Source organism: Pedobacter sp. Leaf176, from assembly GCF_001424305.1.
In the GTDB taxonomy this organism is placed as follows: domain Bacteria; phylum Bacteroidota; class Bacteroidia; order Sphingobacteriales; family Sphingobacteriaceae; genus Pedobacter.
In genome coordinates this window covers 526467-549114 of record NZ_LMPD01000006.1, presented here as the reverse complement: position 1 = coordinate 549114, position 22648 = coordinate 526467, and the positions used below count along the sequence as shown (strand labels likewise).

Annotated in this window: 14 protein-coding genes; 3 read left to right on the top strand and 11 right to left on the bottom strand. The window is 34.2% G+C overall.

The annotated features are described in order from the left end of the window. The first annotated feature begins 14 nt into the window (after nt 1–14). Nucleotides 15–860 carry a beta-1,6-N-acetylglucosaminyltransferase gene (locus ASF92_RS18315; protein WP_082489615.1) on the top strand — a complete coding sequence of 282 codons (846 nt, stop codon included), beginning with the start codon at nt 15–17 and terminating at the stop codon, nt 858–860. On the opposite strand, the gene ASF92_RS18310 is transcribed toward ASF92_RS18315, so the two are convergent. Genes ASF92_RS18310 through ASF92_RS18295 form a run of 4 tightly spaced genes read right to left on the bottom strand, consistent with a single transcriptional unit; the run spans nt 857 to nt 3978 of the window. Beyond that, nucleotides 857–1675 (bottom strand): methyltransferase, TIGR04325 family, encoded by an 819-nt coding sequence (locus ASF92_RS18310; RefSeq protein ID WP_056096697.1) that lies wholly within the window; start codon nt 1673–1675, stop codon nt 857–859. The genes ASF92_RS18315 and ASF92_RS18310 overlap by 4 nt on opposite strands. Beyond that, entirely contained in the window at nt 1675–2772 is a 1098-nt protein-coding gene (locus ASF92_RS18305; protein WP_056096694.1) for a DegT/DnrJ/EryC1/StrS aminotransferase family protein, read from the bottom strand. Before ASF92_RS18305 ends, ASF92_RS18310 begins: the two co-directional genes overlap by 1 nt. Next, on the bottom strand, nt 2747–3121 hold the full coding sequence (locus ASF92_RS18300) for an FdtA/QdtA family cupin domain-containing protein (protein ID WP_056096690.1): 375 nt from the start codon (nt 3119–3121) through the stop codon (nt 2747–2749). Before ASF92_RS18300 ends, ASF92_RS18305 begins: the two co-directional genes overlap by 26 nt. Further along, nucleotides 3109–3978, bottom strand: a complete 870-nt coding sequence (locus ASF92_RS18295; protein ID WP_082489614.1) for a beta-1,6-N-acetylglucosaminyltransferase — start codon at nt 3976–3978, stop codon at nt 3109–3111. Before ASF92_RS18295 ends, ASF92_RS18300 begins: the two co-directional genes overlap by 13 nt. Before the next feature lie 277 nt (nt 3979–4255). On the opposite strand from ASF92_RS18295, the gene ASF92_RS18290 reads away from it, so the two are divergent. Then, nucleotides 4256–5167, top strand: coding sequence for a glycosyltransferase family 2 protein (locus ASF92_RS18290; RefSeq protein WP_056096684.1), 912 nt, complete (start codon nt 4256–4258; stop codon nt 5165–5167). Nucleotides 5168–5176: 9 nt separating this feature from the next. Beyond that, on the top strand, nt 5177–6346 hold the full coding sequence (locus ASF92_RS18285; RefSeq protein WP_056096681.1) for a glycosyltransferase family 2 protein: 1170 nt from the start codon (nt 5177–5179) through the stop codon (nt 6344–6346). An 8-nt stretch (nt 6347–6354) separates the two neighbouring features. Here ASF92_RS18285 and ASF92_RS18280 read toward each other — a convergent pair whose 3' ends face one another. From ASF92_RS18280 to ASF92_RS18245, 7 genes are all read right to left on the bottom strand, one after another. Continuing rightward, the gene (locus ASF92_RS18280; protein ID WP_056096679.1) at nt 6355–7140 is read right to left on the bottom strand and encodes an FkbM family methyltransferase; all 786 of its coding nucleotides are present in this window, start codon (nt 7138–7140) and stop codon (nt 6355–6357) included. Between the two features lie 72 nt (nt 7141–7212). Beyond that, nucleotides 7213–8046, bottom strand: coding sequence for a cupin-like domain-containing protein (locus ASF92_RS18275; RefSeq protein WP_056096676.1), 834 nt, complete (start codon nt 8044–8046; stop codon nt 7213–7215). Nucleotides 8047–8166: 120 nt separating this feature from the next. Continuing rightward, on the bottom strand, nt 8167–8850 hold the full coding sequence (locus ASF92_RS18270) for a 4'-phosphopantetheinyl transferase superfamily protein (RefSeq protein WP_056096672.1): 684 nt from the start codon (nt 8848–8850) through the stop codon (nt 8167–8169). 8 nt (nt 8851–8858) lie between these two features. After that, entirely contained in the window at nt 8859–12875 is a 4017-nt protein-coding gene (locus ASF92_RS18265) for a non-ribosomal peptide synthetase (RefSeq protein ID WP_056096668.1), read from the bottom strand. 5 nt (nt 12876–12880) lie between these two features. Then, nucleotides 12881–19498: a type I polyketide synthase gene (locus tag ASF92_RS18260; protein ID WP_056096665.1), complete on the bottom strand. Its 6618-nt coding sequence runs from the start codon at nt 19496–19498 to the stop codon at nt 12881–12883. 811 nt (nt 19499–20309) lie between these two features. Further along, nucleotides 20310–21146, bottom strand: coding sequence for an MBL fold metallo-hydrolase (locus ASF92_RS18250; RefSeq protein ID WP_056096658.1), 837 nt, complete (start codon nt 21144–21146; stop codon nt 20310–20312). A 56-nt stretch (nt 21147–21202) separates the two neighbouring features. Beyond that, nucleotides 21203–22222, bottom strand: coding sequence for a LacI family DNA-binding transcriptional regulator (locus ASF92_RS18245; RefSeq protein WP_056096654.1), 1020 nt, complete (start codon nt 22220–22222; stop codon nt 21203–21205). Nucleotides 22223–22648: the final 426 nt, after the last annotated feature.

Sequence of the window (22648 nt, the reverse complement as noted above, 5' to 3'; positions counted from 1 at the left end):
ATTAATCCCAAATAATGCGTGTTGCTCATATTATAATGGTTCATAAAAATCCAACGCAATTACAGCGTTTGATTAATCGTTTAAAACACCCGGGTTTTGATATTTATATTCATCTAGATAAAAAGGTTGATGCTTCTGAGTTTAATTTTTTAGAGGATTTGCCACAAATATATTTTATCAAAAAAAGAATAAATTGTACTTGGGCTGGTTGGAGTTTTACAAGAGCAATTATTCAATCGCTTAAAGAAGTTATTGCTGCGCATAAGCATTATGACTTTATAAATTTAATTAGCGGACAGGATTACCCAATTCACTGTGCCGAAAAAACTTATAATTACTTTACCGATAAAATTGGTCAAAACTTTCTGCATCTAGAAAAAAAAGAATCAGTATGGTATAAGGATGCGTTGAATAGATTTGAAAAATTCCACTTTACTGATTCAGGCTTTAAAGGGAAATATCTGTTACAAACTGTAGTTAACTCCATTGTACAAAAAAGAAAGCTACCGGATGATATGCAGTTTTATGGGGGTAGCAAATCTTCTTGGTGGACGATCACTTATGATGCAGCGGCCTATGTTGTAAGTAAGCTCCATAGGAACTCGAAATTCCATAATTTTTTTAAATACACTTGGGGTTCCGATGAATTCGTTATCGCAACAGTCATCATGAATTCTGATCACAGTAAACATACCAATCCAGATAACCTTCGTTACATAGATTGGTCTGAAGGTAAGGCTAATCCTAAATTTTTAGACGTAAAAGACATATCTAAAATTGTAAGTTCTAAGATGATGTTCGCCAGAAAATTTGATATCGATTTAGATTCTGCTGTTTTGGACGAACTGGATAAACATTAATCTTTTTTCAGTTTCCAAAACGAACCTCGGTAGCGAAATGGTTTAAAATTGATATAATACTTTTGATATTCTGAGATAAAATCTAATTCCAACTCATAATTTTTCCTGAGTTGATTTTCTAATTTATTCTTTCCAAAAAAGGTACAAGGGTATGATGCCTCAATTCCATAGAATATTGGAGGAACTTTTTGAATAGTTATCCTATCATCCTCGGTATCGTTATATCCAACCAAATCAAGCATCAGGTAAGGTACATTAAACGTTTGTAGGTGATCCAAAAGTTGATAAGGTTCTTTTATATATTGTAAAGCGCTCGAAATCAATAATATATCTGGATTCTTCCCGTCTGAAATGCATTCTTCTATGTTGTAATAAAATTTAACGTGGTCGTTTTCAAAAGATTTTTTACCAGCTTCTACATAATTTTCTTGTTCAATAATGCACCAGCTTAGTTCTACAAGATGAGATAAATACTTAATGCACTGATAATAAGAAGTACCTAACGAACCGCCAAAATCTATCAGCGTTAGTTTGTTACCATTTCTTCCAGCTACCAATAGCAATATGCTTAATAAAGTATGGTTAACTTGCACTTCATCATAGAGAATACCGTCTCTTTCATAAACGGCATTGCCATCTCTTACTTTACCCGTTGTTTCTTTAATCCTATTTAAGATATGGTTTTCATCATAGCCGCTGCACTGCGCTTTGGCTTCATCAAAGGATTTAAAATCGCCTTTCCATCCGTATTTAAAACTGAACCAACGTAAAGTATTAAAAATCGGAGGAACAAGTTCTTTGATTAAATAATGCATTAGTTAAACTGATTTAAAATTTCAACTACTTTATATATGTCATCGGCAGTATGTGCAAATGAACATGGTAGGCTTAATGTGGTAGCATGTATTTCTTCTGAAATTGGATAACTCAAATTATTAAGCTGTTTAAGTGCTTTTTGCTTATGGGGCGCAACCGGGTAATGAATTTCCGTATCAATGTTGTTTTCTGATAAATAGATTTTTAATCGGTCTCTTTCTTTATGTCTTATATTATAAATGTGGTAAACATTATTAAAATTACTATCAATTACCGGCTTGATAAAATTATGGTTCAAATTACTTTGATAGATGGAGGCTAAAGCTTTTTTGTGGTTGTTAATATCGTTCAGATAAGGCAATTTGACACGTAAGAATGATGCTTGTACTTCATCCAAACGGGAGTTATAACCAATAATTCCATTATGGTATTTCTTTTCAGAACCATAATTTCGCAATTGTCTGAGCTTAACATAATCTTCTTCGGTTTTGCAAATAATGGCTCCGGCATCGCCTAAAGCACCTAGGTTTTTTGTAGGATAGAAGCTGAAACAACCATAGTCTCCAAACGTGCCAGTTGGTTTTCCTTTGTATTCCGCACCATGAGCCTGGGCACAATCCTCTACGATTTTTAAATCATGTTGCTGAGTTAGCTTGATAATTGGATCCATTTCACAACATTGGCCATATAAATGTACCACCATAATCGCAACAGTTTTCGAAGTTATCGCTTCCTCAATTTTTTTGGGATCAATGTTATATGTTTCCATATTTGGTTCTACGAATACAGGCACTAAATCACATTGCAAAATGGCTAGAATGCTGGCGATGTAGGTATTTGATGGTACTATAACTTCATCGCCTTTTTTAAAATTACAGCATTTTAACGAAAGAATTAGTGCATCTAAACCATTGGCAACGCCAACAACATACTGCTCATTATGATAATTGGCGAATTCTTTTTCAAATTCTGACACTTCATTTCCAAGTATGTACCAGCCGCTATTAAGAAAATCATTAAATTTCGACTTAAAAGCTTCTTCGAATGGTTTATTCAGGGCCTTTAAATTCTCATAAGGTATTCTCGTATGGCTCATAAATATAATCTTTGGGGTCAAATGCCGTTGAAGCAAGGACTAGTAAAATTGCATCTTCCGTGAAACTATGCATCACATGCCAATCATTGGGTTCCAGAATCAGGCACTTTTCGGGCGTATCTAAATTAAATATTTCAGTTTTTTGACCGTCATTATTTGTTATTTTACAAGCACCTTTTATACAAATTGCTGCCTGATAGGTGTTGTGATGCCTGTGACCGCCGCGATCTGAATCATCAACCGCATAGATGTAAAAAAGACGTTTAATTTCGAAATCGACAACCCTATCTAATACGGTTAAAATTCCGCGACTGTCTTTATATGTTGTTAGGTTTATTATATGACCCATGTAAATACACCCATTAAGGTTAAAAGTTGACTATCAATTAAATCCAATAATTTTTTGCTCCTAGTTTCATTTACTTTTCTCGCGAAAAGCATGTTAGAATTTTTTAAAGCTTCAAAGTCATTTTCATCTAATACTTTTGGATTTGCCCCTCCTAAAGACCAATCTATATATCTGTAGTTTTCATTTTTAATCTTATCCTTAAACCGAGAATTTAAAAGCATGGTTTGAAATACAAATTCATCACTACCCCAGCATAACGAAAAGAAATTTTTCAGTTTTTTATCACTTTCAACCTTTTCTACCACATACATCGCTGCTTTAGGGCTTAACATCCAAAACATGGATTTACCATAAGGATGCAAGTTATATGGAAGCTTTCTTTTAGGCATTACATAATTAATTACGTTTTCTAAAGAGGTTTTGCCTTTGAAATTGTAATTAGTTAAAAAGTATCTCTCCATTCTAATCAAACCCTCTTTCCAATCGTTCTTAATATCTTTATAGCTTAAAAACTCTTTATCACTTTTCTCAAAAAATTCTGCCAAAAAAGCCGCTGGTTTTAAAGGATAATCCTGACCACTTAGAAAATTGATGTATTTATAATCAATACCTTTATTTACAATTTCCTTTATACATTCGAATGTTGCAATAACAGTATTAAAACCGGCCCATTTTACATTAACACGGTTGTTAATGAAATATACATTTGGTATTTTTTTTAAGAAGAGGTGCGGGTTAATGTCGAATTTTTTATCAACATGAATATAAAAATCAAAATTTTCATGCATCATGTTATTAATCATTCTCTCTGTTTGGTGAGGGTCGGTATACGTTAAAATAAGATGGGCTATGCGCATTTTTTCAATTAAGGTGGTGTATTATTTAATATTATTCAGCTATTCTAACTGATTTGAATAGCTTTTGTATGCTTTTAATTACAATAACAGGGCAACACCCAAATTTAGAAATATAAATTAAAATTGAGTCCTGATTATTGGATAATTATTATTCTTTTCTGTATAATTTCAGATACTGATATTGAATATTTGCTCAAGTCTTACATAACAATAAACTACAGATTTAGTTTCATTTTATATTATTTAGTTGGTGTTATTTCGTTATTTTTACCCAATAATGAAGTCAGTATCAATCATCACAGTTAATTTTAATCAGCATCAGGTTAATTTGGATTTTTTAAATTCGTTGAAACAAAACTCCTCTAATTATAATGTGGAAGTAGTTTTTGTTGATAATGGGAGTATTGAAGAATATGAGCATGCATATAGAACTATTTGTCCTCACTTAGTTTATGTCCGTTCTAATCAAAACTTAGGATTTGCTGGTGGAAATAACCTGGGTATCAAAATCGCAACTGGTGATTACCTGTTGCTATTAAATAACGATACGGAGATTACCTCCAACACAATAGACGTTATGGTTAGTGAGATGGAATGTAATTCCGAGATAGGTTTGTTATCGCCTTTGATTTTATATTACGACGAACCCGAAACCATTCAATACGCCGGCTTTACAGACATGAACTATTTAACTTGCAGGAATAGTGGTATTGGTAGTATGCAGCAAAATATTGGTCAATTTGATGACGACAGTCGAGCTACAGGTTATTGCCACGGTGCAGCAATGATGTGTAGAAGAGCTGATTTAGACGATGTAGGGCTAATGGCTGATGAATTTTTTCTTTACTACGAAGAGCTGGATTGGTGTGAAAGGTTTAGGAAAGCTGGTAAAAAAATATGGTTTACAGGTAAAACTAAAATTTACCATAAAGAGTCCATGAGTGTAGGGAAGGAGAGTGCAATCAAAACTTACTTCATGACCCGTAATCGCATGCTTTTCATAAGAAGAAATACAGGTTTCCTGAACACGGTATTATTCACTATTTATTATATTTTTATAGCCTGTACAAAGCAGGCGGGTAAATACCTGTTAAACGGTCGTAAAGACTTAGCAAAATGGGTTTTTCGTGGCATTCTTTGGAATTTCACCAATGCTAAAAACAGTAAAAACTTAGGTTTTAAAATTTAAACATCCCAAATGATCATAGCTTTCTGGATTTCCCTTTTTCTTATAATTTACACATTTGTAGGTTATGGTTTTTTATTGTTGCTGCTGGTTAAAATAAAAAGACTTTTTTCAAAACCATTTTCTTTCAATGTTGATGCCGAAGTACCCACGGTAACAATTTTAGTTGCTGCATGGAATGAGCAAGATATTATTGATGAGAAAATTCTAAACACACTCGATTTAGATTATCCAGAAAGCAAAATGCAGATTATTTTTATAACGGATGGTTCTACTGATGAAACTGCAAAAAGGGTAAGTAAATACAGCCAAATAGAATTATTGCACGAAAATATTAGGACAGGCAAAATGGCTGCTATAAAAAGAGCTATGCCTTATGTAAAGAATGAAATTTTAGTATTTACCGATGCAAATACCTTTTTGAATAAAGCAGCTATAAATGAACTCGTAAAGCATTACCAAAATCCTAAGGTGGGTGCTGTAGCAGGCGAAAAAAGAATATTAGTAGAAGAGCTTGCTGATGCAAGTTCTGCGGGTGAAGGATTTTATTGGAAATACGAGTCGAAATTAAAAAAATGGGATTATGAGCTCTATTCCAATGTAGGTGCAGCCGGAGAGCTCTTTAGTATTAGAACTTCTCTTTATCAACCTGTTGAATCGGATACGATTATTGATGACCACATGATCGCCATGCGAATTGCAGAAAAGGGATTTATTATTGCGTATGAACCAGGAGCGTATGCGTCAGAAACATCATCGGCAAATGTAAAAGAGGAGTTGAAAAGAAAGATAAGAATGGCTGCGGGTGGTATTCAATCTATTTTAAGGCTAAAGAAAGCAGCCAACCCATTTCATTACCCCGTACTTACGTTTCAGTACATATCTCACCGGGTTTTAAGGTGGACTATCACTCCGTTTTTATTGATTTTGCTGGTGATTATTAACTTGTTAATTGTACTTAAAACCGACCTGATATTATATCAGATTATTTTTACTGCTCAGGTTTTATTCTACATATTAAGTGCATTGGGTTGGTTTTTTGAACAAAAAAACATTAAGATAAAAGCTTTTTTTATTCCTTATTACTTTTGCATAATGAATTACGCTGTATTAGCAGGAATGATTCGCTATTACAAAAAAAACCAAAGTGCTGCATGGGAACGTTCGCTGCGAAAAACTTAGAGAGACAACTATTCTTTGGATTTTAATAAATCATAAACATCTTTACGTACAAAAGTTCTTTTCATCATATAGGTAGAATGAACCATAACGTAACCCGCTTTCATAAGTTTTTTAGATGATTTTCTTATTCTGAGTTTATGTGCTAAATCTTTTTTATGGTAAACTTCATCAAATTCTATGCAAATTATCTTGATGTCGAGGTTGTCGTTTAAAATGCTATCAATAACAGTATATTCAGCCCCTTCAATTTCGATTTTAACCAAATCAACTGAGGTATGGCCAAACTCCTGCATAAAATTCTTTAGCCTATCTACAGGTGCTTCGATGTAATCGTCAGAGTCTTGGAAAAGATAAACAGAGTGAGAAACATAATTTTCTAATTGTGGTGCATAAAACTTTAGGGTCGTTTTTTCATCCCAAACACCTTTGTTTACGTACACTATTTCATTTATCTGTTCACTATTTAAGCGATAAAGAAAATTTTTATCATCAAATACTCCAAATGTCTCACCATTAGCTAAAGTCTCTTTTAATTTTTGGAAATAGTTTATGCCCTCAGGCATTGGGTCAAAAATGAAAATTTTCGAATCGAATAAAACTTTCAATTCTGTATCAAAAGATATATCCTCACCTGCACCTATACAATAGCATATTGAATTTTTATCTAAGTAATGGTTTGGGATGGTATAACCATGGTGTTCTGAACCTACATGAATTAAACTTTTAAGTGGTTTAACATGCGAGTATGGGTGAAATTTTATTATTTTCTTTAAAGTTTCTTTAAGAGCAGCCATGATTTGGTTTGTTTAGATATAGAAGTTAATCAATTTTTATTAAAAATCTGAAAAAGTAAAAACACTTATCGTTTATTTTAAGCTATTTCCAATTTTACAACCAAGCCAGGCATAACTATGCATTGTTAGTGCTTTAACAATTCCCTGGCGTCTTTTAAAATTCCAAACATCTTTCAAAAATGGCTTATAGTTTTTTTCATTCAACTGATCAAAAGCCACAGAAATGGTCGTTGTTAGCGAATAAGCCGAGTGCCATGTACCAAATGGTATAAATAAGGTTTCGCCTGGACCAACCGTAAAATGTATTGGGGTAGCATCTTTATATTTAGGGAATTTATCGTAATCAGGTTCAAAAATATTTACTTCAGAACGCCATGGGTCATCAGCTTTAGGATAAAGAAGGTCTTCTTGTCCTCTTGGGAAAACCGTAAATTGCTTCTCTCCATATAATTGCGTAATCCACGCATTTAAATGGTAATAATCTAAATGTAGGTACGGAAATTTACCACCTGGGCCGCCGATAAATAGTTCCGTTGCACTCCCCCAATAGCCTTTTTTAAACCACTGACTCTCCAGCCAATTTGGTAAAGCATAGTTTAAATTTAATGGTTGAATGAGTGGCAACAGCTCAGGTATATCGGTTGTAATATTATATTTTAATGGATATGGTGCTGGATTTTCGACAGTGCTGTTTTCCACTAAATTAAAAACCTCACTCATGGTATAAGTTTTACCTTCCTTATTTAAAATTCTTTCACCATAGTTATTTTTAAACCACTCTGGAGAGAATAATCCTTTAGCTTTCCAAACGCTGGATGCATTTTTAAAAACAACCGGGATACCTGGTTCGTAGAAATTTTTTAAAAATTCCTGGTGCGTAATGTTATCAACTCTTTGAATTTCCATGGATGAAAATGAAATTTAGTATACAATTATAATTATAATTTTTTAGCTTAAGCGTATGCTGTGGTCAAGATATTCGGTCGGCTTAAACATTGTTTTAAGAAAAATTTACGATATAACTTATTATTTTAAGTGCCAATTTTTATAAACGCTGTTATGCTCTGATGATGCCGTACTTAAAAAATAGCCTTCATCTAATTTAAAACTTCTCAGTTCATACTGAATACCAAATCGCTCTTCAAACCTTGTTGTGCAATTAATGGCGGGGAGGTTATCCGTTAAGCCTTCTCCAGTTGCTTTTAATAAGGCTTCTTTTCTGGTCCAGAAAAGATAAAAACTATCCATATCCTTTATTACTTTAATTTCGTCATCTCCAAAGCATTGATATATAAGTTCTTCATAATTAAAATTCGGATTGATGAGCTCAATATCAATTCCTATAGCATTCTTACTTATCGCTATTACAACAAAATCACCACTGTGGCTTATATTAAAATGTATATTATTAACGTAAGGCTTTTTATATTGATTAAATTCAAAACCTATATCTGCAGGATTTTCGTTCAGTATTTTTGCTAATAGCATTTTGCTGTAAAATTTTCCAATAATATACCTGATTCTATCAGGTTCTTGAGTAAATCTAGCTGCCTTACTCAGCTCATCAGCAGTTAAAATAAACTCGTAACTTTTTTTAATTACTTGGTAACTATCAAGGGAAATTTTAAAAATGTGAATATGAGATTTATCTAGATTAAAATTTTCGTTAAAATCTTCCCATAGTAGTGAATCGCTTATAAGATTATTCAAGTAATTAATTAATGATTGATTTTTTTTAAAACTGCGTTTAACTGATCTGATAAAGTCTGTACATAATTAGGTTTAAAAAATTGAAGGTGCTCAAGCGGAACGTCGACAACAGTTAGCTTACCGTTAATGTAAGGTTTCCATCCATTTGTTTCTGAATGGGGGATGTAACTCAATAAAATATCGTTTGATTTAAACAAGTGAACGTCTACGTTATATTTCTTAATACTGTATTTGCTAAAAGCTTTTGCATGTGCAGCTTGAATATTACCTAGAACATATTTAGGATCTGATAAATCGCGTTTAGTTGGCTTTATCTTTTTATAAATATTATACATGGTGCCCAGGCTAAAATTCACTTTATGGCGCAGGAATTCTTTTGGGTGTCTAAATAGATACACAAAACCAAATCCAATAAATTTAAACGTTCGTTCCAGAATCTCTTTGTGTTTATGACCAGTTGCCAGCTGAGTATAACTTTCTCCATCAAAGTAGGTGTCTAAAAGACCCATAAAAGATATTTTTTTACCCATTTTTTCCATTTGATGAGACATTTCTAACGCGATGGTTCCACCAGATGAGTAGCCCATAATTAAATAAGGACCGGAAGGGTTATTAGCTAATATTTCACTAACATAATCGGCTGCAATTTCTTCAATGGTAGTAAATGGCTCAATTTCAGGATTTAAACCCTTAGGTTGCAAGCCATAAATTGGTCTTTCGGGATCTATTTCTTTAGCAAGGGGTTTAAACACTATAATATTCATACCCTGACCATGAACAATATATATTGGAGCTTTCGTGCCCGATAATTTAATTGGTATTAGAGAGTCCCAGTTGATATCCTGCTTTGATTTATTCAATTGCGAAGCGAATTTTTCTACTGTAGAATTGTCGAATAAAATTGAAAGTGGCAATCTAAGGTTTGTTTGCTTTTCGATTTCGACCATAACTTTGATGGCGATCATTGAATGTCCGCCAAGCTCGAAAAAGTCATCCTTAATGCTGATTTTTTCTAGGTTTAAGTTTTTAGCCCAAATACCAGCAACAATTTTTTGCATCTCATTTTGAGGCTCAAAAAAATCGTCTTTATCTAACTGAGTTCCTAAATTAAAATCGGGTAAGGCTTTTCTATCAACTTTACCGTTTGATGTCAGAGGAATTTTATCCAATTCAACGAATATTTTAGGAACCATATATTCAGGCAGTTGTTTTCTAAGAAACTGCACTACCTCATCCTTTTTAAAATTGGTTTCCGGTACTAAGTACGCAACCAATTCCTTTTCCCTTTGTTCAACTTCCACTGCAAAAACAGCGGATTGCTTTACGTTTTGATGCTTTTGTAAAGCATTTTGAATTTCACCAAGTTCTATGCGGTTACCTCTTATTTTAATCTGGTCGTCAATCCTTCCAAGATATTCAATATCTCCGTTAGCCAGCCATTTGACTAAATCGCCGGTTTTGTAAATTTTTTCTTTTTTACTACTGTTTGGGTTATCTATAAATACACTTTCGGTGAGTTTAACGTTATTTAAATATCCTTTTGCTAAACCTAAACCTCCAATATAAAGTTCACCTGGAACACCGACCGGGCAATTTTTTAAATTTTTATTCAATACGTATATAGAGGTATTGGAAAATGGTTTACCAATTGGAATAATTACTGGATAGTTATAATTTTTATCAACTATATGAATCAGTTTGCCTATTGTTGTTTCTGTTGGGCCGTAATGATTAACGATTTTACACGATGCATTTGAAGCATTTATTAAATTGATGTATTCTGCAGGTAAAGCTTCGCCACCAAACATTAAAATCTTTTTAGGCGTTAATAATTGCTTCTGATTCATTAAAAACTTCCATTGTGATGGAACAATTTTTAAGAAGTCAATTGTATTGTTAGTAAAATACTGGTGAATGTAATCAGCATTATTAAACCTGTCTTTTGCGAAAATATGTAGTTGAGCGCCTAAGGTTAATGCGCTAAATAGGGTGGTGTTGCCCAAATCTGTAGAAATTGCAGAGCCCAATGCAAAACTTTCACAATTTTTTAATTCACTAATTTTGTTGCGTAATCCAAAAAGATAATCGCTTAGTGCAATATGTTGAATCATAACACCTTTAGGGATTCCGGTGGAACCGGAAGTGTATATGATATAAGCTAAAGAATATGGGTCAGAATTTAGCGGTGGTTTTGATGATTTTTCTTGCCAAACAAGTGATTTTACATCGTCTAATCTTATTATTTCAAGATCAGATAACTCTTCAAGTTTTTTAGCGCTTATGGTATCGCTAATAATGATTTCAGATTTTATATCATCGGTAATGGTTTTAATTCGGGAAATTGGGTATTCAGGATCTATTGGAACATACGCATATCCTGCTTTTAGAATTCCTAATATACCTACAATTGTTTCCAAAGCGGGATGAAAGCATATTGGTATTAATATGTTATTATTTAAGTATCTGCTTTTTAGGAAATTAGCTAATTGGTTGGCTTTAAGGTTTAACTCTTTATAAGATATTGATTTACCCTCGCAGACCACAGCAGTATGATTGGCTTTGGTTGCGGCAGCATTTTCGAATAGATCTAGAACAGTAAGATTTTGAGGAAAATCCAAAAGTGATGGTGTGACGTTTGGAAACGGATTTACATTAGAAGCTGTATCCGCTATTAACGTATCAGGATTTTCACAAATAACTGCAAGCAATGAAACAAAATCATCCATCATTCTATTTATCGTTTCCGAAGTAAATAGTTGTGTATTGTATGCCCATTCAAAAATCATCGAATCTTTTGATCCATTAACATTTAATGAAATTTCGAAGGTTTGCGAAACTCTTGGATTTGATATAATTTGATGTGTTAAGCCAGAAAAATTGACTGCATCATCCATTCCTCTATCAACATTAAAAACTACAGGAACCAATGGAATATTAGCTTTGTTTCTTTTAATGTTTAAGTTTTTTAATAATTCGCTAAAGGTCAGTCGCTGATGATCATAAGCATCTAAAATTTCATTTTTTCGCTTCAGCAAATAATCAATAAATGAAATGCTTGGCTCTATCTTACTTCTTAGCGGCAATAAGTTCACACAATGCCCAATTAAGTTCAAATTTTCTGAAGCCAACTGTCCGGCTGCTGGTAAACCTAATACAATATTTTCTTGTCCGGTTTGGTTGTATAAAAAAACTTCAAATGCTGCGATTAATGTAGATACAACACTACTTTTTGATTTTATCGAAAGGCCCTTAACCGATTCATAAAGTTCTTTATCAACAACATAATCGTTTCGTTTACCTTTGTAAGTTCTAGTTGTTGGTCGGCTAAAATCCAGCGGCATATCCAATACCGGAACATCGTCTTTATATTGATTCAGCCAATACTCCTGAGTTTGGGCGTATTCTTTTGTACGATTAAATGCTACTTGTTCTAACGCATATTTGCTTATTTGATCTGGAGATTGAAGTGTAGATTTGATTCCGCTTAGGCAAGCATTGTAGCAATTGCTTAAATCTTCCAGAATAATTCCAAGCGACCAACCATCTCCGATAATATGATGAATGATGATTGTGAAATAATGTGTTCTATCATCAAGTTTATGAATAAATAATTTAAACAACGGGCCATCGTAAAGATGGAATGGAACACTAATTTTGGTGTTTACAAATGCTTTCAGTTTTTCCTTTGCAAGTATTAAATCTATTTGACTAAAATCATAATAAGCTACCTTATTTTCCACCTGATTGTAAACAATTAAGTTCTCTCCGTCTTTAGAAATTGTCGATCTTAAAGCTTCGTGGCGAGAAGTAACCATAATTACAGCTTCTTGGAAAACTTCAAAATTGAATCGTCCATTAAGATTTAATGAAACAGACTCGTTATATGCTAAGCTGGCTTCGTCGCCGCCAATGACACAGGATAGCCAAATCTCTTTTTGAGATTCATTTAAAATAATAACTTTCTCAATTTCCTTCCCGTCTTCAAAAGGGTTGTAATCTACTTCTATAAAATTAGCCTCTGCCATATTCCTTAGCTAAGTTTAACCTGAAGGTATTTTCCTTCTTGATTTGAATCCTGAACAAACCATGCTGGATTTCCATCTCTATCTTTTCCCAATTTGGCACCTTTAACCGGAGGATTATTTTTATCGACAACCACTTCATCAACTTGAAAATCGCTATTAATTTCGTTTATTGATGGGAAAAACCCCGCTTCAATCATCTCATCCATGCTTTCTACGAAGCAACTAATTATCTCATCTATATTTTGATAAGTTAACGTTTCTGTAATAAAACAAGGAAACCCATCCAGGATATGAATTCCTTTCTCCCTCATCAATGCGAACATTAGTTCACTGTATGGAATTTCTTCATGGTACTTAACTTTCCATAATGATCCATAATTTGCAACATAAATTGGCAGTCGTCTTTTATCAAATTCTGCATTAACTGCATTGGCTAAATAAGCTCCCTTATCGTTTAATTCTGCCTGTAAGGAAGGCCCTTTTTCTTTCATATAATTTAAAGAAGCCTTTGCAGATGCGAGCGCTAATGGATGCCTTACAAATGTTCCTGCAAAATAAGTTACACCTATTTCCGGGTATGAATCATCGCCATATTCCCAGCTGCCACCATCCAAAGCATCCATCAAATTACTGTTACCTGCAATTACCCCAATTGGCACACCCGCTCCGATGACTTTACCATATGATGCAAGATCCGCCTTAATGCCAAATAGGGCTTGTGCACCTCCCGGATGCATCCTGAAGCCAGTAATTACTTCATCGAAAATCAATGGTATATCTTGATCTGAAGTAATCTGTCTAACCTTCTTCAAAAATTCTATTGGAACAAACTCCGGCCTTCTGCTTTGAACCGGTTCAACGAGTACTGCAGCAATTTCAGAGGCTCTTTGTCTGATAATTTCCAGTGATTCATCGGTTCCATAATCAAGAACTAATATGTTATGTACGGCTTCGGGCATAATTCCGGCGGCGGCAGGGAAAGACTTTAATTTTCTAGTTCCTCTAACCAAAACTTCATCAATAATGCCATGGTAAGAGCCTGTAAATGCAACAATTAGCGAACGGGCTGTTACTGTTCTGGCGATACGAATACAACCTAATACCGCTTCAGAACCTGTACTGCAAAGTGCGGCCCTGTCAAATCCTGTAAATTCGCAAATTAGCTTACTAACTTCTGCTGCCAATTCGTGCTGTGGACCTACTTCGTAACCTTTTTCGATCTGCTCATGCATCGCATTCTTAATCACCTCTGGCTGATAGCCCAACATACTTGATCCGAATCCATTTAAAGCGTCAATATATTCGTTTCCATCAATGTCCCATAGCTTACTTCCACTCGATTTATTGACCACGATGGGGTAAATAAGTTCCTTAGTTGCAGGCCTGAAACCCGATACAACCCTTGGATCGGCCATATATGACCTGCTATTCTTAGTGTATTCTTTACTTTTGATGGTTTTTTTATTGTACCGATCTATTAATCTTGAAATAAAATCTATCTGTTTTTGATTTAAATCATTTGACTGGCGTTCAATTTTTGGTGTTGCTCCAAATGGTTTTTGAATCTCTGCTTTTTCATCGGCCGATAAATCAACATCTAAAGCTTTCGGTATAATCTTATTATTGCTTATTACAGTTTGTTGAGCAGGAATATTATTCACAGGTGTATGTCCCTGCATTAAAAGTACCTGTTTGGAAAGTATCTCTAACTGTTGTGCAATTAAACTCAAGGCACTATCACCAGCGGTCACATTAGCATTGTTTTGTTGAGAATAACTTACAGGTGGATTGTTGTATGCCTTGGAAGGCTGGTCATTTTGATTGTTAACAACTATTGATTCATCCTGTAAAGTATTTTCGGTTAAATATTTAACAAGTGATTCTACTGATGAATATTCTTCATTCAATTTCCTAAAGGTAATTGGCAGGTTAAATTCACGCTTTAAAGAAATTGCAACTTGGGTTAACAAGAGAGAGTCTAATCCCAGTTCCAGGAAATTTCTTCCGGTATCACGTTCATTAATTTCAATACCTGAAGCATCTTCTAATATTTGTTTTACTTTATTTGTCAGGTTGTTAGTTCTCATCTCAGTCGTATTTAGAGGAATAATTTCAGACGATTCTTTGCGCTCAATTGTTTGTTCTGTTGCATTTGTATGAATAGCCAATGGTTCAACCCAATACCTTTTTTTATCAAACTGATAGGTTGGAATGTTGATTATTTTTCTTGATTGCTCTGCGTAAAAACCATCCCAATCTGGATTAACGCCACTAAGCCAAAGTTGCCCCAACGCATTTACAAGCGAAGCATATTCGTTTTCCTTATCGGATAGGCTAGATATTACTTGAGCACTAATAGATTTTACAGCAGCAATTTGTTTGGTTAGCGCGCTGGTTACCGTTCCCGGGCCAACTTCTATAAATATGGCATTATCGTTATTAAGTATAGTTTCTATTGCTTTAGAAAATTGAACCGTTTCCCTTAGATGGTTTGTCCAATAATCAACACTTAATGCTTCTTTTTCGGTCAACTTATTACCCGTTACTGTTGATATAATTTCCTTTTTGGGAATAGATAATGTTACCTGAGAAACGATTTTCCTAAAATCATTCAATATCGGATTCATCATTGATGAATGAAATGCATGACTTGTTAGCAAAGGTTTATTGGCGATTTCGGCCTGATCTAAAATTTTGGTTAACTCGGCAATTTGCTCAAATGAACCTGCAACTACACAAACTTTTGGGCTATTTATGGCAGCAATCGATAGTTCGCCAAATAGTAAACCTGAAACCACGTCACTACTTTCTCTAACAGAAAGCATCGCGCCTGCTGGCAATTGGCTTATCAATTGACCGCGGTTTGCAACCAATCGTAAACCATCTTCCAAAGAAAAGATGCCCGCCAAATGTGCGGCAACATATTCACCAACGCTATGTCCACATAATTTGGTGGGTTTAATCCCCCAGCTTATCCAAAGTTTTGCCAATGCATATTCGGTAACAAAAAGGGCTGGTTGAGTGTATTTTGTATTTTTTAAATTTGCAACCGACAGATCATTTACTTCTTCAGGATATATGATGGATTTTATGTCTATACCAATATATCTTTTCAAAATCCCTGCACATTCGTCAATTGCTGCTTTGTAAACGGGTTCTTGATTATAAATTGATAAACCCATATTTAAATGCTGTGCACCCTGACCAGGAAAAGTAAATACAATTTCTTCAGGTATTTCGGTTAGAGAGTTGCTATTGTAAATATTATGCTTCGCTAATAATTCTTTTGACTGGTCAACGGAATTTGCTACTATAAAACTGCGATATTTAAAGTCATTTCTTGTTTTTTGAAGGCTGTAAGAAACATCAGCAAGTATCTGGTCTGGTTTATCAGTCAACCAATTGTTTAATGCCTTGGCATAATTTTCTCTACTCCATTCAGAATTTGCAGACCATGTGATTAATTCTGCTGGCTTTAATTTCGAAACTTGCTGTTCAGCAGTTTTAAATTCTTCTACGATCACATGTACATTTGTACCACCAACGCCAAAAGAACTCACACCAGCAATGCGGTTTTTATTTTGCCAGTCCGTAAGTTGAGTATTTACAAAGAAAGGACTGTTGGTGAAATCGATATTTTGGTTTGGTGTTCTGTATCCAAGTGATGCCGGAATTTTTTTATGCGTAAGCGCCAAAGATGTTTTGATTAATCCTGCGACGCCCGCAGCGTGCGTTAAATGACCAAAATTGCTTTTAACAGATCCAATAGCGCAATATTGCTTTTCCGCTTGTAAACCGAAAGCATCAACCAAACCTTCAAATTCTATTGGGTCGCCAATTGGCGTGGCTGTTCCATGTGCTTCTACATAACTTATTTCGGATGCAGAAATACCGGCATCTGCAATTGCAGCGCTTATTGCTCCTGCCTGACCTTCGCTGCTGGGTGCAGAAAAACTGCTCTTAGCAAAGCCATCGTTATTAACACCAATACCTTTTATTACTGCATAAATAGTATCACCATCTTTTATTGCCGAATCTAATTTTTTTAATAAAACTGCGCCAACGCCATCGCTAAAAACGGTGCCTGTAGCGTTATTATCAAAAGGTGTACAATGTCCATCTGCACTTAACATGCTGCCTTCCTGATAGATATGCCCACTGTTAATAGGTGCAGTAATGCTTGAACCTCCAGCAATTGCAACTTCGCATTGGTTTGCTCTTAAACTATTAACAGCAGTTGCCACTGCAAGTAATGATGTAGAACAAGCTGAATTAACACTTACCGCAGGGCCTTTTAAATTTAAGTGATAGGCCGTTCGAGATGCGAGATAATCTTTGTCGTTTACAGATAAAACCTGTGTTTTGCCTTGATTTTCAATTAAATCACGGTGGCTTAAAACATTATTTTCATAATATGTATTGTTACCATTGCCGGCAAAAACACCGATTATGGCATTTTTTTTGGCCGGCAAATAACCCGTCGATTCCAATACTTCATTTGCTATTTCGAGGAATATTCTTTGTTGAGGATCCATCAACTCTGCCAGCTTTGGATTTATTCCAAAAAAGGCAGCATCAAATGTGTCCGCATCCGCAATTATTCCTCTGGCTTTAACATAAGAAGAATTCTGCTTCAAATACTGTGGTATACTTTTGTCTAGCTCTATGTCAGAAAAAAAATTGGTTGTTTCTTTTCCTTCTGCTAGTAAGTTCCAAAATTCTTCGATGGTATTTGCACCTGGAAATTTTGCAGCCATTCCAATAATTGCAATATCTCTTGAGTTATCTCCAAGATTATTTTCCTGTTTTATCTGACTTATGCTTAAATTTTTATCTAAAAATTTAGCGATTTCTGCTACAGTAGGGTACTGATAGAGCTTAGTTACAGGCAAGATATAATTAAACTTCGATTTCAACCCAGCCACTGTTTTTTGAGCCAGCAAAGAGTTTCCACCAAGTTCGAAAAAGTTATCGTTTACACCAATTCTATCATAGCCAAAAAGCTGTTTAAAAACATCTGCAAGTTCTATTTCTTTTTGTGAAGATGGTTTTTTAAAAATTACATTTGAATCTGGTCTTTCGTTAGTTGGTATCGGAAGTAATTTTCTATCAACTTTACCGCTGGTGGTTTTAGGAAATTCCGAAAGCCATACAAATGCCGATGGAATCATGTAATCTGGCAAATGTTGTGCAATCAGCTCCTTTAACTTATTTTGTCCATAATTTGCTTGGTTGCCAATTAAATAGGCTACCAACATTTGCCGCCCAGGTATATCTTCTCTTAAAACTACAGCAACCTGGCTAATGTCTTTCTGATGCGCAATCGCTACTTCTATTTCTCCGAGTTCAACTCTGTAACCTCTTATTTTAATTTGCAGATCCCTTCTTCCTAAAAATTCGATATTGCCATCATCAAGTTTTAACGCTAAATCTCCGGTTCTGTATATTCTGGTAGGGGATGACGGAAGTGTAACAAATTTTTCATTAGTTAGTGCTGGCAAATTCAAGTAGCCTTTTGCAAGGCATAATCCAGCAATGCACAATTCTCCTGTTTCACCATCGGGTAGTTCATTTAAATTCTCATCAAGAATTAAAATTTCTGTATTGTAAATAGGTTTACCAATGTTAGGTAAGGCAGGCCAATCATTAGGGTTTCCTGTTAACTTCAATTCAGTTACAACATGAGCTTCTGTCGGGCCGTATTGATTATATAATATTGAATCTGATATTTTTGAAAAGAAGTTTACAACCTGAGGCGTAACTTTAAGCTGTTCTCCAGCTGTCATCACTTCTTTTAACGATTGTGGATAAATATTATTCACCAATGCACTTTCTGTTATAGATTGTAGTGCAACGAAGGGTAAAAATATCCTATTAATTTCTTGTTCGGAAATTAAGTTGAGAAGCATAAAAGCATCTAATCTTACATCCTCAGAAATTAAAATCAAATTTCCACCCGTAATTAGTGTTGCAAAAATCTCCTGAAAGGAAACATCAAAACTTAAAGGAGAGAACTGTAATGTTTTAGTTTTTGATTTTGCTAAAGACATTTCCTTTTGCCACAGAAGTAAATTAACCAAAGCAATTTGCGCCATACAGACACCTTTTGGGTTCCCTGTCGTGCCAGATGTATGGAGTATATAGATCAGGCTGTCTTTATCCGTTTCAATTTGCACATTCTCAAATGATAGATTTATGCTTTTTTCCACACAATCTTCTACAAAAAGAATTTTGGTATCTACATCTGAATAATTACTGTCATACTTTTTAGAGATAAGAAAAAGTTCGGCTTCGGAATTGGCTAAAACGAAACCTGCTCTCTCTTTCGGATAACTAACATCAACAGGGACATAGGCACTTCCTGTCTTAATGATGGCAAGCAAGCACAAAATTATATCGATAGAACGTTCAGTAGATATCGCAATTCTGGAACCATGTTTAATGTTGTTTGCGATAAGAAAACGAGCTATTTGATTGGCTTTTTTATTTATATCAGAATAAGATAAGTTTGTATCTTCAAAAGTAAGCGCTATTTCATCCCGATGGTTTTTTACGGCATCGTTAATCAGCTCATTTAGTGTAAATGTTATATTGTCGGAAGAATTGATTAGGGATGAAAACATAATTTTAAATTGTACCGCAAAGTTTTATCCAGGTTAGATTTTAAATCTTTCTATCTAAAATTTAATATTTAAAGATAAATTATCAGACTTAACCATTACAACATGTGCTTCCGAAAATATTCGGATAATTTGCATCAAAATAACAGTTTTAAACGAAAATACTTTTGAAGCAAAAGAGCGGTAAAGATAATTAAAAAATCTTTCTGTAAATCTTAGTACGATTGTTTGGTATTTGGTCATGATTGAGAGTTATTGACTTAAATTCACACTGCGAAGCCATAATTAATACAATCGCTTCATTAAATAGGTTAGAAAATACAAAGCCGATATACGTTAGTTTATTAATTTGTATTCATAAATCGGCATACTATTGGAACCAATTATTTGATAACAAATATAACAAAAACAGGTATAACTACGCATTAAATATTAAAATATTATGCAATTTAATTATCTCTAATCCCATTTTAATGTATCGAAAGTCAACCAGTTAACGTAAAGGCTAATTTAAAAATGAAAGAATTTATTTTCGCTTTCTTTCATCTTATAAACAATGAAATTTATTTTGAGTTTATATATTTTGAAAAGAGAAAGGGGCTTAAATCCATAAGCCCCAATAAACCAAACAAACTATTTATGAAGTACCTATATAACCACCAAATAATTTATTTTGTTTTAAAAAAGGATTAAATTATTTAAATCTTTTTTGCGTTAATTCATTGTTGCGTAAATTTTATCAGCGCAGCAAATCTCTTTAAATAATGGGCTAAAAAAAATACCAGTTAGTTGGTATTTTTGATAAAAAACGCGATTAAAATAAATTTAACTGAGCAGGCTGATAGGTGAAAGGATTAAAATTGTAAAGGTCCCTTTCGGTAGCTTGATTGTGTATGTAGTAAACCTCACTTTCCTGATGTCTGGATGCGACGCTTACAAAAGTATCACCTGCCGCTGATTTAAATAAATTTTCCACTAATACGGGGTCATTGTTATCCTTTGATAAATGGCTTAGTAGAATATGGCTCATGTAATCAGGCTTGTGATCTTGAAAGAGTGATAATGCTTCGTTATTTGATAAATGACCTTTGCCACTGGTAATTCTTCTTTTTAAGTGGTAAGGATAATTTCCATTTTGAAGCATTTCGACATCATAGTTTGCCTCTAAAAATGCAGCATGACATGTCTTGAATTGCTTAACCAACCTGTCGCATACCGTACCAATATCTGTAAAAACGCCGACACGAACATCGTTACATTCAATCGTAAAGCTATATGGATCTACAGCATCATGAAATTTGGAGAATGCAGACACTGTTAAACTTCCAATCCGAATGGTATCCAAGTTATTGAATGAAAAAACATTTTTTTCGTTCAATAACAAACGACTATTCTTTAAAGTGCTATTTGTAATGTAAACCGTAAGATTATATTTTTTGGATAAAACGGCAAGGCCTTTTATATGATCGCTGTGTTCATGTGATATAAAAATAGCCTTTATTCTGTCTATCGATAAGCAGAGCCTGGCCATTCTTTTTTCAATTTCCCTGCAAGAAATGCCTACATCAATTAATACAGCCTCGTTGCTGTTACCAATGTAATAACAGTTACCGTTGCTACCCGAATTTATTGACGCAAAATGTAATGCCATAATAGCGGAAAGTTAAGGCTAATTAGTTTTAACGACAAAAATAAATATTAACATTATTAATCGTTATGAACGATGAGCTTACAATCGACCATAACTTTCTGGTAACTTTCCATATCAATTTCTTTATTGATCAATTTCAGCAATAAATTAATTGCATTTTCTCCCACGGATTCAGGATTTTCTTCTACTGAGGCTATAGGTGGTGTATCTAGGTAATTGATAAAGGAATTGTTGCCAAAACCAATGCATTCTATTTTGTTGAATTGGGGATGTTTAATGTGCCGCAGATATTTAATTGCATCGAAAAGAATGTGCTCTTTGAAGGCTACGATTGCAGTTGGTGTATTATCATCTGCTGAAAACAGGTTTTGAATGGCAGATATGGTGTTTTCTCTGTCGAAATCTGTATACGCAACCAAGTTTGCGTCAAAAGAAAGGTGATTATCTTTCAATGCATTTATGTAACCATTAAAACGATCGTGTGTAAAGTTGATCATTTTTGGCCCGCCGATGTAGGCAATTTTTTTATGACCTCTGTCGATTAAAAATTTTGTCGCCTGGTAACATCCTTGAAAGGTGTTGCCTAAAACTTTATGGCAGTTCAGGTTAAAACTCGGATTTCTCGTGTAATATACTACAGGTATGCCGAGGTTTTCAAATTGGTTGAGGTGAGCAAAGTCTTGTGTGTTTTTTGAAATAGCAATAATTAATCCATCTACGCGGCTCCTTAAAAGCATATCGGCGGATTGAATTTCTTTTTGCAGATCATCGTGCGATTGGCTTATGATAATGTTGTATCCATTTTTTGTTGCAAATTGCTCTACGCCATAAATGCTCCTGGTAAAAAAATGGTCAAGCAGGTTAGGTAAGATTATGCCGATAATTCTTGATTTCCTTTCCTTTAAATTAATTGCCGATTTATTTGGTGTAAAATGCAAATCCCGGGCCATTTCCTGAACACGATTTTTCGTGTATTCGTTAATGGTAGGGTAGTTATTCAGAGCCTTTGATACTGTTGAAACTGACATCTTTAACTTTTCAGCTAAGAATTTTAGTGTAACAGGCGTATTATTCATCTTCTTTTCCAATCTCAATGCATAGATAAGAAAAAAAATCAAATTATTTCAAACGTTTGAAAATGTATTAGAACCGAATTATAGGGGTTTTCACATATTTAAAAACGATTTACTCTCTAACCTTTTTTAAATTCGTTACCATTATAAGCAACTAACCAAATTAAACAATGAAATTACTTTCCTTTAATTCTATTTCAATAGCACTACCTATTGATTTAGGTATTTTTCCTGACATTTCAAGTCCAGGCATGCATCCGAAATGTTACATTTTTAGTGTAAAACCACATAATCTTTTAACGCTTCCAATTTCTTGATCAAGGTTTATTCTTAACTACAATAAGCAAAAAACGGGTGTTTAAATAACAAGCTTTTGTATATCTGGAGCTTTAGCAGCTTAAATAATTTAAGGCACACTCAAACAACGCA

Coding starts and splice junctions, on each gene's coding strand:
- ASF92_RS18315 (WP_082489615.1), top strand. CDS start 15: ATGCGTGTTGCTCATATTATAATGGTTCATAAAAATCCAACGCAATTA.
- ASF92_RS18310 (WP_056096697.1), bottom strand. CDS start 1,675: ATGCATTATTTAATCAAAGAACTTGTTCCTCCGATTTTTAATACTTTA.
- ASF92_RS18305 (WP_056096694.1), bottom strand. CDS start 2,772: ATGAGCCATACGAGAATACCTTATGAGAATTTAAAGGCCCTGAATAAA.
- ASF92_RS18300 (WP_056096690.1), bottom strand. CDS start 3,121: ATGGGTCATATAATAAACCTAACAACATATAAAGACAGTCGCGGAATT.
- ASF92_RS18295 (WP_082489614.1), bottom strand. CDS start 3,978: ATGCGCATAGCCCATCTTATTTTAACGTATACCGACCCTCACCAAACA.
- ASF92_RS18290 (WP_056096684.1), top strand. CDS start 4,256: ATGAAGTCAGTATCAATCATCACAGTTAATTTTAATCAGCATCAGGTT.
- ASF92_RS18285 (WP_056096681.1), top strand. CDS start 5,177: ATGATCATAGCTTTCTGGATTTCCCTTTTTCTTATAATTTACACATTT.
- ASF92_RS18280 (WP_056096679.1), bottom strand. CDS start 7,140: ATGGCTGCTCTTAAAGAAACTTTAAAGAAAATAATAAAATTTCACCCA.
- ASF92_RS18275 (WP_056096676.1), bottom strand. CDS start 8,046: ATGGAAATTCAAAGAGTTGATAACATTACGCACCAGGAATTTTTAAAA.
- ASF92_RS18265 (WP_056096668.1), bottom strand. CDS start 12,875: ATGGCAGAGGCTAATTTTATAGAAGTAGATTACAACCCTTTTGAAGAC.
- ASF92_RS18260 (WP_056096665.1), bottom strand. CDS start 19,498: ATGTTTTCATCCCTAATCAATTCTTCCGACAATATAACATTTACACTA.
- ASF92_RS18250 (WP_056096658.1), bottom strand. CDS start 21,146: ATGGCATTACATTTTGCGTCAATAAATTCGGGTAGCAACGGTAACTGT.
- ASF92_RS18245 (WP_056096654.1), bottom strand. CDS start 22,222: ATGAATAATACGCCTGTTACACTAAAATTCTTAGCTGAAAAGTTAAAG.